Below are 7551 nucleotides of genomic sequence, written 5' to 3' on the forward strand. Positions count from 1 at the left end.
CCATCCTACTTCACCCCCAATGTTTTCAATGTATTTTGAAGCGGATCCCCTAGTATCTCTGGCATAACTCCAATTACAATAATACAAAAGATAAGTAGTAAAACAGGGACGTACTCCCATCCGTGTATATCAGACTTTGCTTCCCACTCTTTCTTTCCAAATGTCACTTGAAGTGTCGCTCTTAATACGTATACAGCAGTTAAAATGATGCCAATCACACCGACTGCAGCAATGACGGGCTCTCCTTGAAATAAACCGAGAAAGGCAAGAAATTCGCTAACAAACCCAGACATCCCTGGTAATCCAAGCGATGCCATTCCTCCTGCTAAGAAGAAGCCACTAAGTACTGGGACACTCTTTGCGAGTCCACCAAGCGCTGTAATGTCTGATGTTCCGAAACGTTGTTCTATAACACCGAGTAAGAAAAACAGCAAGGCTGCAATTAAACCGTGCGATACAACCTGAAATAACGCCCCTTGTGTACCCGGTGCATTAAGTGACGCAAGTCCCATTAACACAATTCCCATATGCGAAATACTAGAGTAAGCCAGTACTTTCCTAAAGTCCGTTTGGATGAGCGCTAAAAAGGCACCGTATAATAAATTAATTACACCTAATATCGCAATTAGCGTTGCAACATCGTGAAAATATTCCGGGAATAGCCCTTTTCCAAAGCGAATAATACCGTACGCTCCAATCTTTAGCAAAACACCAGCATGAAGCATAACTACAGCTGGATGCGCTTCTATGTGCACATTGACCATCCAACGGTGCAACGGAAAAACAGGTAGTTTAATTGCAAAGGCAATCATTATGGAAATAAATACACCAAGCTGCAAGCTACTTGGGATGATGAGTTCTCCTTCTGCACTTACGCTTCTTAATATCTCTTTCAGCTCCACAATATTTGTTGTACCTGTTTTCGCGAACAAAATTGAGAAAACAATGAGCAAAATAGCTGAGCCAATACCGTTATATATTAAATAACTATACGCAGCCTTTTCGCTCGATAATTTCCCCCACTTCCCAATCAATAAGAACATTGGTGGCAACGTAATTTCAAAGAAGATAAAAAACAACATTAGATTTTGAGCAGCAAAGACGCCGAGCATCCCTATTTCTAGCATGAGTAACAGCATATAAAATGCTTTTAAATTTCTTTTAATAGAAAAGGCTGCAATTGCTGCAAGCATCGCTAGAAGAGCCGTCAGCACCATCATAACAAGCGACAAACCATCAATACCGAGCTCGTAATAAATAGAAAACCACCTTTTATCCACCGCTGTAAAATCCCCGAACTTAATCCATTTCACCTTTTCATCAAATAGTGACAAACTCTTTCCAGAAGCATATGTACAAGCGAGGACGATAGCGATTCCAAATGGAAGTGCCGTCCCAAATAAGCCAAGCGCCCGCACTGTACGCAATTCCTTTTTCGGTGTTAGTACAAGCAATAAAATTCCTAAAAGCGGGGAAAAAATGAAGAACGTTAACAACAAATCATTCATCGTAAATCCCCTCCTGTATAGAGCAAAATAATAACGAGTACAGCGAGCGAAACCGCCGTTACGGTACCGTACACTTGTACATTCCCGTTTTGAAGTTTCGATCCAAGATTACTTGTGCCTTTAACTACGCTTCCAATTAAAACTGCAATTCCCTCGACTACATACACTTCAAATAAGCGAAGCACATGAGCGATTCCTTTCGTAATAGGGATCACCGTCATGTTGTATAGTTCATCCACATAATATTTTTTTTTCAAAAGATTATAAAGCGAGGTTTCCGTACCCCCAGCCCAATCTCTAGAAATTGATTTCTTGCCATATATGAAATATGCAAGAGCGATTCCCGCAAATGAAACGAGCGTCGCAACAATCATAATCCAAACTGGCCCATGCGCTTCTTCAACCTTAAACCCTACATCTTTCGTCAACCAATCTCCGAGAAACGTACCAAACCATGGTGTATTTATATATCCTGCCACTACCGCAAGAACACCGAGAACAATCATTGGATACGTCATAACGCGGGGCGACTCATGCACATCTTCCTTCGTCTTCGTTTCTCCGGTAAAGACAAGAAAGTATAGGCGGAACATATAAAACGCTGTCAAAAACGCCGCTATTACTGCTAAAGTAAATAAAACGTAATTGCCATTCATCCAAGTCGCCGCTAAAATTTCATCTTTGCTGAAAAAACCGGAAAGGAGCGGAACACCGCTAATGGCAAGGGTACCTATTAGAAATAGCGTACCAGTTACTTTCATCTTCTTCTGTAAACCGCCCATTTTATTAATGTTTTGCGTATGCACTGCATGAATTACACTTCCTGCTGCCAAAAATAGTAGTGCTTTAAAAAAAGCATGTGTCGTTAAATGGAAGACACCGGCTACATAACCTGCAGAACCTAACGCAAGCATCATATATCCAAGCTGGCTAACTGTAGAATAAGCAAGTACTCTCTTTATATCTGTTTGCACGAGACCGATAGAGGCCGCAAAGATTGCAGTGAAAGCTCCAACGATTGCCACGGTCTGCATCGCCACTGTACTTGCTGAAAATAGAGGGAACATCGTCGCTACTAAATATACGCCTGCTGCAACCATCGTCGCGGCGTGAATAAGTGCCGAAACAGGCGTTGGCCCCTCCATTGCATCTGGCAACCACGTATGAAGCGGGAACTGACCTGATTTCCCCATCGCCCCGATAAAAATTAATATCGCTGTTATCGTAATCATGTAAGGAGGTAAATCCCCTGTATAAATCGCCCTAAATATTGCGTCATATTCAAAACTACCTGCGTACCAAAAAATTAAAATCATCCCGATAAATAAACCAACATCCCCAATACGGGTCATAATAAAAGCCTTTTTTGCAGCAGCCTTCGCTTCTTCTTTAAAGAAATAAAAACCGATAAGTAAAAATGAGCCAAGGCCAACTAATTCCCAAAATATATAAAGCTGTAATAAATTCGTTGATATAACAAGCCCTAACATCGCAAATGTAAAGAGTCCTAAATATGCGTAAAAGGTTGGTAATCGTTCATCACCTTTCATATAACCTTTCGAATACACATGTACAAGCAGACTCACAAGCGTCACGATAAATAACATTAAAGCTCCTAATGCAGTCACCTCAAAGCCGAATGATATATCCACATCTCCAGCTCTAAGCCACACCCACTTATGCTTCACGCTTGCTTCTGAAAACCTTTCTATTAACACAAGTACCGCAAGTATAAAGGAGAGAAAGACGAAAAAAATACTAAGTACGCTGCTTCCTTCTCTAATTTTCTTCCCGAATATAATAAGTAACAAAAACGAAACGAGTGGGAAAAGCGGTATGAGCCATGCATAATCGATCATTGTTTCCTTCCCCCTTTTTCGGTCACAATGCTATCCTTTGAGCGTATCCATTTCATCTACCTGAACTGTCGTACGATTACGATACAAAGCAATTAAAATAGCGAGTCCTACCGCCGCTTCTGCTGCCGCTACAGCCATCGTAAACAGTGAGAAAATTTGACCTGTTAAATTCGGAAATAGGCCTAATTTACTAAACGCCACTAAGTTTAAATTGGCAGCATTCAGCATTAATTCGATACAAACTAATACGATTACTGTATTCCGCTTTGTTAAAGCTCCAAATAGACCGATGCAAAACAAAATAATCGCAAGTGTTAAATATGCAGAAGCCGGAACGCTACTCATTGGAATCCTCCTCTTTCTCGTCCTTTTTCGCAAGTATAATCGCGCCAACGAGTGCTACAAGTAAAATAACTGAAGTTAGTTCAAATGGAATAATATATTTTGAATAGAGAAGCGTACCGATTTGAAGTGTGTTGTTTTCATGGAGAGGTAAACTTCCTTGTGTGCTTTCATTTGCAAAATCAACATTATTAACAGCGAAATACATAACCGCTCCAAATGCTACAACTGCAAAGAAGATAATCCATTTTCGAAGAGTAAGACGCGATTCATTTTCCGCGTTATGTTTCGTTAACATAATGCCGAAAATCATAATAATTGTGATTGCACCAGAGTAAAGTAAAATTTGTGCAACGCCTATAAATTCAGCTGATAAAAGAAAATACAAACCTGCAATGCTGAGAAATGTCAGAACGAGAGCTAGCATCATGTGCATAACTTTCGTTAAGTTCAACATAAGAACACCGCCGATAATTGCAGACAAGGATAGTATAAAGAATGCTACAAACTCGCCATTCATGCCTTATTCTCCTTCCTGACGTTTTCGTCGTTTTCGTCAAGCCACTGCAAATTTTTAAATAAGTCATCACGTGAATATTCCGCGAGTTCAAAGTTATTTGTCATGACAATTGCCTCTGTCGGGCAAACTTCTGTACATAAATCACAAAGAATACAAATTTCAAAATTAATATCATACGTGTCGATAATTTTTCCTTTTTTCGTAGGATCTGGATGTTTCTTTCCTGTTAACTGAATACAGTCTGTCGGACAAATGTTAGAGCATTGATTACAAACAATACATTTCTCCGGATAAAATTTTTGAATCCCCCGAAAACGGTCTGGCAACGGCAACGGCTGATTTGGATAATCATACGTTACCTTCTTCTTGCTCAAATTACTTAATGTATATTTTAATCCTTTAAATAGTCCTTTCATCTCTTACTGGCACCCCCCTCATAGATTAGAAGAATAACTCCTTAATCAATGCCGTTAAGAAAATATTTGCAAGTGCAATCGGCAATAATACTTTCCATCCAAACTCCATTAACTGGTCACCTCTTATACGCGGGAACGTGACGCGGAACCAAATTAATAGAAAGACTACACTGCTAAATTTCAAAGCAAACCATACGGCACCTGGGATAAATCCAAGAAACATGACTGGATTCCAGCCTCCTAAAAAGAGCACTGTAATTAACGATGCCATCCCGAAGAAATATACGTACTCTGAAAGCATGAAAAACGCCCAGCGAAAACCTGAGTATTCCGTATGGTATCCAGAAACAAGTTCTGACTCCGCTTCTGGCAAATCGAATGGCGTCCTATTTAACTCTGCAACTGCTGCGATTAAGAAAACGACGAAGCCAATTGGCTGTACGAAAATGTACCAAACCTTCTCCTGCGCCGCTACAATCTCATTTAAATTCAGGCTACCAGCTAACAAAACGATACCAATTACACTCATTACGAGCGGAATCTCATAAGAAATCATTTGCGCCGCCGCACGCATCCCTCCTAAAAGGGAATATTTATTATTCGATGCCCATCCCCCAGTTACAACACCTATCGTCGTAATACCGGAAACAGCAATATAATAAAGTAGCCCGACTCCAATATCTGCAAATTGAAATTTATCAGTGAACGGGATAACTGCAAGCACCATAAATGCTGGTGCAAATGCAATGACAGGCGCTAATATAAACAGCGGTTTATCTGCTGCTTTCGGAATACTATCTTCTTTCAATAATAGTTTTAAAACATCAGCTACCGTTTGCAGTAAACCGAATCGGCCTCCAACCTGGTTTGGTCCAATCCGCCCTTGCATAAACCCCATCACTTTCCGTTCTGCCAAAATTCCATATGTAACGAAGCCAAGGACTGCAAATAGTAGAAGCACCGCTAATCCGAAAAAAATGAAGAAATTCGTCCAGCTTGAAGGTGATTGTAAGAGCGTCTCAATCATTAGCCATCAACCTCCCCAAGTACAATATCAACTCCACCTAAAATCGTAATTAAATTAGCGATATTTTCACCTTTTAATAACTTCGGTAAAATTTGCAAGTTATAAAAAGATGGCCTGCGAAACTTCAAACGGTACGGCTCTTTCTTTCCATCACTAGCGATATAACAACCAATCTCTCCGCGCGGCGATTCAATACGTACAAACGCTTCTCCCTTAGGTGCCTTAATAATTTTCGGTACTTTTGCCAGTACAGCTCCATCTTTCGGGAACTGCTGAACCGCTTGCTCAACAATCTTTAAAGACTCCTCGATTTCTTGCATTCGGCAAACGTAGCGATCCCAAGCATCGCCCACGCTTCCAACAGGAATATCAAAATCAAAACGATCATAAATCGAATATGGCTCATCTTTGCGAAGATCCCAGTTTACTCCAGTGCACCGCAAATTTGCTCCGCTTAAAGAATACGAAATCGCTTCTTCCGCGCTATATATACCAACGCCTTTCACACGATTTAAGAAAATCTCATTACCGCTAACAAGATCATGATAACCTGCCAATTGCTCTCTCATATACGGAACAAACTCTTCCACCTTTTCAATCCAACCATCTGGCGCATCCCACTTCACACCACCAACTCTCATATAGTTAAAAGTAAGCCGTGCCCCGCATAATTCATTTAATAAATTTATAATCATCTCTCGTTCACGAAACGCGTACAGAAACGGGCTGACCGCTCCTATATCAAGAAGATTCGTCCCCCACCAAACGAGATGACTTGCAATTCTTCCTAGCTCCATCGCAAGTACTCGCAAATATTCGGCACGCTCTGGAATTTCAAGCCCCATCATCGTCTCTACAGCATGGCAAATGACGTAATTATTCGTCATGGCTGATAAATAGTCCATTCGATCTGTATAAGGAATAATTTGCGTATACTGTAAGCTCTCAGCAATCTTTTCCGTCCCGCGATGCAAATACCCAATAACCGGTGTAGCTTCTTTAATAATTTCCCCGTCAATCTTAATTACGAGCCTGAACACACCATGTGTACTCGGATGCTGAGGTCCTACATTCAAAAGCATCTCTTCCGTACGGATCATAGCTACACCTCCACATCATACGGTTCATAGTCTTTTCTAAGCGGATATCCTACCCAATCATCTGGCATTAAAATACGCGTTAAATTCGGATGCCCTTTAAATACAATGCCTAGCAAATCGTACGCTTCTCTCTCCGGCCAGTCAGCCCCTTTCCAAAGCGCTGTCACAGACTCGACTTGCGGCGCTTCCCGGTCTAGTTTTACCTTCACCGCTACCGATTGTTTCTTGCCATATGAAAACAAATGAACATACACTTCCATATGTGTCACAAAATCCGTCGCATGTAGCTCTGACATATAATCAAAAGCAAGTCCCTCATGGAATCGCAGTGACTCCATCACTTCATAATATTTTGCGGGATCCACCACAAGAGTTGGCACATCCTTTGACAATTTATTAATATAGGAATCTACTAATGCACCCTCTCCTAACTTCTCCCTAATAGCCTCAACATACTGATTTAAATGTGGTTGATTTACGGACGGTTCTTCCTGCTTCGGCTCATCCTCTTTCTTACCTTCAGCTCCCTTTGTCTTCGCTCTTGCAGCCGCTGCTGCTTTCGCTTTTGCCGCTGCAATTGCCTTGGCCTTTTCATCTCCCGAATTCCCATCACCTTGCGAGGCTTTCTGCTTCGCTAGTGCTGCCGCTTTTGCCTTGGCTTTCGCTTTTTCTTCTTCTGTTACTTCTTCTGTCCCTTCTCTTTTCTGTTTCGCTAACGCCGCCGCTTTTGCTTTTGCAGCTGCTGCTGCCTTCGCCTTAGCTTTCGCTTTTTCTTCTTC

8 protein-coding genes are annotated in these 7551 nt (G+C 41.2%); all 8 read right to left on the minus strand.

Going from position 1 to position 7551, the window contains the following annotated elements:
- Window positions 1-5 precede the first annotated feature (5 nt).
- The gene (locus DN400_RS05435) at window positions 6-1508 is read right to left on the minus strand and encodes an NADH-quinone oxidoreductase subunit M (protein WP_147801570.1); all 1503 of its coding nucleotides are present in this window, start codon (window positions 1506-1508) and stop codon (window positions 6-8) included.
- Window positions 1505-3367 carry an NADH-quinone oxidoreductase subunit L gene (nuoL, locus tag DN400_RS05440; protein ID WP_063549155.1) on the minus strand — a complete coding sequence of 621 codons (1863 nt, stop codon included), beginning with the start codon at window positions 3365-3367 and terminating at the stop codon, window positions 1505-1507. Before nuoL ends, DN400_RS05435 begins: the two co-directional genes overlap by 4 nt.
- A gap of 30 nt (window positions 3368-3397) precedes the next feature.
- Entirely contained in the window at window positions 3398-3712 is a 315-nt protein-coding gene (gene nuoK / locus DN400_RS05445) for an NADH-quinone oxidoreductase subunit NuoK (RefSeq protein ID WP_000100079.1), read from the minus strand.
- Complete coding sequence (locus DN400_RS05450; RefSeq protein WP_001012812.1) at window positions 3705-4229, minus strand: NADH-quinone oxidoreductase subunit J; 525 nt, start codon at window positions 4227-4229, stop codon at window positions 3705-3707. Before DN400_RS05450 ends, nuoK begins: the two co-directional genes overlap by 8 nt.
- Window positions 4226-4645 carry an NADH-quinone oxidoreductase subunit NuoI gene (nuoI, locus tag DN400_RS05455; protein WP_000677191.1) on the minus strand — a complete coding sequence of 140 codons (420 nt, stop codon included), beginning with the start codon at window positions 4643-4645 and terminating at the stop codon, window positions 4226-4228. Before nuoI ends, DN400_RS05450 begins: the two co-directional genes overlap by 4 nt.
- A 25-nt stretch (window positions 4646-4670) precedes the next feature.
- Window positions 4671-5672 (minus strand): NADH-quinone oxidoreductase subunit NuoH, encoded by a 1002-nt coding sequence (gene nuoH / locus DN400_RS05460; RefSeq protein WP_000573426.1) that lies wholly within the window; start codon window positions 5670-5672, stop codon window positions 4671-4673.
- Window positions 5672-6772 (minus strand): NADH-quinone oxidoreductase subunit NuoD, encoded by a 1101-nt coding sequence (nuoD, locus tag DN400_RS05465; protein WP_000621434.1) that lies wholly within the window; start codon window positions 6770-6772, stop codon window positions 5672-5674. The genes nuoH and nuoD overlap by 1 nt, the downstream gene beginning before the upstream one ends.
- Before the next feature lie 2 nt (window positions 6773-6774).
- Window positions 6775-7551, minus strand: a 777-nt coding sequence (locus tag DN400_RS05470; protein ID WP_147801571.1) for an NADH-quinone oxidoreductase subunit C, incomplete at its 5' end; no start/stop codon positions are given.

Origin of the sequence: Bacillus sp. AR8-1 (genome assembly GCF_008042345.1) — a bacterium.
Classification (GTDB): Bacteria; Bacillota; Bacilli; order Bacillales; family Bacillaceae_G; genus Bacillus_A; species Bacillus_A cereus.